This is a genomic window from Blastomonas aquatica, assembly GCF_014639875.1.
GTDB lineage: Bacteria > Pseudomonadota > Alphaproteobacteria > Sphingomonadales > Sphingomonadaceae > Blastomonas > Blastomonas aquatica.
Genome location: NZ_BMGD01000013.1, coordinates 1 through 2,927 on the forward strand (window position 1 = coordinate 1; position 2,927 = coordinate 2,927).

At 60.9% G+C, this 2,927-nt stretch carries 6 protein-coding genes; 3 read left to right on the plus strand and 3 right to left on the minus strand.

Annotated elements, in window-relative coordinates; translation table 11 throughout:
• The 3 genes from IEW00_RS17290 to IEW00_RS17300 all read left to right on the plus strand — a co-directional run.
• A partial coding sequence (locus IEW00_RS17290; RefSeq protein WP_188515679.1) for an ArdC family protein occupies nucleotides 1–828 on the plus strand: 828 nt, incomplete at its 5' end.
• Nucleotides 825–1,073, plus strand: coding sequence for a sigma factor-like helix-turn-helix DNA-binding protein (locus tag IEW00_RS17295; protein WP_188515680.1), 249 nt, complete (start codon nucleotides 825–827; stop codon nucleotides 1,071–1,073). The genes IEW00_RS17290 and IEW00_RS17295, both read left to right, overlap by 4 nt.
• A gap of 54 nt (nucleotides 1,074–1,127) precedes the next feature.
• The gene (locus IEW00_RS17300; RefSeq protein ID WP_188515681.1) at nucleotides 1,128–2,048 is read left to right on the plus strand and encodes a HEPN domain-containing protein; all 921 of its coding nucleotides are present in this window, start codon (nucleotides 1,128–1,130) and stop codon (nucleotides 2,046–2,048) included.
• 27 nt (nucleotides 2,049–2,075) lie between these two features.
• Here IEW00_RS17300 and IEW00_RS17305 read toward each other — a convergent pair whose 3' ends face one another.
• Genes IEW00_RS17305 through IEW00_RS17315 form a run of 3 tightly spaced genes read right to left on the minus strand, consistent with a single transcriptional unit; the run spans nucleotide 2,076 to nucleotide 2,890 of the window.
• On the minus strand, nucleotides 2,076–2,258 hold the full coding sequence (locus IEW00_RS17305) for a hypothetical protein (protein WP_188515682.1): 183 nt from the start codon (nucleotides 2,256–2,258) through the stop codon (nucleotides 2,076–2,078).
• A gap of 19 nt (nucleotides 2,259–2,277) precedes the next feature.
• Nucleotides 2,278–2,607, minus strand: coding sequence for a conjugal transfer protein TraD (locus tag IEW00_RS17310; RefSeq protein WP_229737127.1), 330 nt, complete (start codon nucleotides 2,605–2,607; stop codon nucleotides 2,278–2,280).
• Nucleotides 2,516–2,890 carry a conjugal transfer protein TraD gene (locus IEW00_RS17315; protein WP_373282667.1) on the minus strand — a complete coding sequence of 125 codons (375 nt, stop codon included), beginning with the start codon at nucleotides 2,888–2,890 and terminating at the stop codon, nucleotides 2,516–2,518. Before IEW00_RS17315 ends, IEW00_RS17310 begins: the two co-directional genes overlap by 92 nt.
• Between the last annotated feature and the right edge of the window lie 37 nt (nucleotides 2,891–2,927).

Here is a 2,927-nt window from a genome sequence, read left to right on the forward strand (position 1 = left end):
CTCGAGCAGGGACGGCTTCCCTGGGTCCAGCCCTGGGACACATCACTCTGCGGCTGCACCATGCCGCACAACGCAGCAACCGACCGGCGCTACTCGGGCATCAATGTCCTGATCCTCTGGGCCGAGGTGGTCATGAGAGGTTACCGCTCCCAGCGCTGGCTGACCTACCGCCAGGCCAAGTCTGCTGGCGGCAATGTCCGCAAAGGCGAGAAGGGCACGACCGTCTGCTATGCCGACCGGTTCACGCCCAAGGCAGAAGCCGAGCAGGCACGCGGCGAAGACCGCGAAGCCAGGACCGTTGCTTTCCTCAAGCGGTTCACGGTGTTCAACATCGACCAGTGCGACGGTTTGCCCGAGGACATGACCGCAGCGCCAGTTCCTACCGATCCGGTGCTTGCCATTGCCGAAGCTGATGCCATCATCACCGCCAGCGGTGCCACGTTCAACATCGGCGGTGATGCCGCGTTCTACAGCCCGGTGCACGACTTCGTTCAGGTGCCGCCGCAGGGAGCCTATCGCGAGCCGATCAACTGGTACCGCACTGCGCTGCACGAGCTCGGCCACTGGACTGGCCATGCCAGCAGGCTGGACCGCGATCAGAAGGGTGCTTTTGGTTCTGCACCTTACGCCCGCGAAGAGCTTGTCGCCGAGATGGCAGCAGCGTTCACCTGCGCATCGCTCGGCATCGCACCGACGGTCCGCCACAGCGATTACATAGCTTCCTGGCTCACCGTCCTGCGCGAAGATGACAAGGCCATCTTCCGCGCCGCGAGCGCGGCCAGCAAGGCCGCAGATTATCTGCTAGCCTTCACGGGAGACGCAGCATGAGCCCGCGTCTTTCCCGAGCCGAACGGCGGCAGCTGCGCCGGGCCGAGCGCGCAGTCGATCATATGACGGCTATGCAGCGCGAGATCTTTCTCGGCATTCGCGTCGATGAGCTCAGCTACATCGAGATTGCAGCAACGCACGGCATCACCGTCGCAGACGTCGAACATCACTTTGCAGGCGCGCTGCGGATCCTCGACCGGCACATGCACGAACGCCACCACAAGTGGTGGCAGTTCTGGCGATGAGTGCCAGCTTCCGCCTTGCCAATCGACCCATGCATCTACAGGGTAAACAGGACCATGCGAACCGACATCGATCATCTTCCTGCCAACAAGCAGCGCGAGCTCGAGCGCGTGAAGCAGATCATCTTCGAAGAGTTCGAAGATGCGCTGGGGCTTGCGACGCACCAGTGGAAGAAAAAGGGCCGGATCGAGAAGCTGATCCTCTACGGCAGCTACGCGCGCGGCGGCTGGGTCGATGAACCGCACACGGCAAAGGGCTATCGCTCCGACTTCGATCTGCTGATCATCGTCAACGACAAGCGGCTGACCGAGCGAGTTGATTACTGGCTGAAGCTTGAAGACCGGCTGATCCGCGAGCTCGCCATCGACCGGACGCTGCACACTCCGGTCAACTTCATCGTTCACACCTTGCAGGAGGTGAATGATGGCCTAGCGCATGGCCGGTACTTTTTTATGGACGTGGCTAAGGACGGCATCGCTTTGCACGAGGCTGATGAGAGGGCGCTGCACACGCCCAAGCCCAAGACGCCCGAGCAGGCGCTGGCCATGGCACAAGAGTATTTTGACGAGTGGTTCCCTGCAGCAATTCGCCGGCATGACTTTGCCAAGTTTGGGCTGGAAAAGAGCCACCTGAAAGAGACTGCATTTGAGCTCCATCAAACCGCAGAAACCCTTTATCACTGCGTGCTGCTGGTCTGCACGTTCTACACGCCGTATGTTCACAACCTAGCATTCCTCCGCACGCAAGCCGAGCGCATTGACATGCGTTTGGTGGACGCTTGGCCACGCGATATTCGTTTGGACCGGTCGCGGTTTGAAAAGCTCAAAGAAGCCTATGTGAAGGCGCGCTACTCGAAGCATTATCGGATTACGAAAGAAGAGCTGCTTTGGCTCGACGGCTGCGTGGAGGCATTAGGCCGCGCGGTGCATGCCATCTGTTCGGAACGCATTGCGTTGTTGGCCGACAAGGTCGGCTAAGCTGGCTGGCCGACCGCGCGCGAGGTGTCAGGCTGCTTCGCTTCCGGGCCTTTCGCTTTCGCTTTCGTCCAACGCACTGCTGATCATCGCTGCCAGCGTCTCTTCGGCCCGCGCGCGCATTACCGGATCGGCTGACAGCATTTCCTGCTTCACCCATTGTGGCGCGCGTGCGAGCACGCCCAGCATCAGTTCGTTGATTGCCCCGTTCATGGTTCGAGCCTATGCGCGATCATCTGCTGTCCGCCAACTGGTTTTGGGCGAACGCCCGTGCGCCTCGCCGCCGCCAGAGCAGCAGCTGCTGATCGCGGTTTTCGCCTTTCAGCTTCGCCGCAGCTTCGATCAGCAGCCCGAGGATCACCGCGCGATCATCGTCGGTGAGCTCGATCAGCTCTGCCTTGGCGATGAGCCCGCCGAGCTCGATAAGTTGCCGTGTCCGTTCGCGCCGTTTGACCCGCCAGTCTCGCATGTCATGCCGGGCCCGGTGTGCCAGCAGCCGGTTGCGTGCCTGGATCAATCGCATGTGTGCTGCCAGTGTCCTTGCCAGCTGATCGACGAGCATTGGCTGCTCCATGAAAGAACGCAGCGCCGCGTTTGCGCCATGCCTCCCTTCTTGACGGATCATCGTTGCCAATCGCGGCGAGCAGAACGCCTGCCAGAACTTCTGTGCCTAGACCGTCGGCACCAGTGGCAACGACAAGCTCGCCGAGCTGGGTATGCTTTCGGGCCTTGAGCTGCTTTGCCTTGTCGTTGAGGGCTTGGAGCTCGGCGTCGTAATCTCGTGGTTTTCGCATGTTGGGCATCCTTCGATTGTCGATGAAGGACCAACCAGCTATCCCTCCCATATCCCGCAGACAACAGGCTGGGTCATCGTGAGACCCC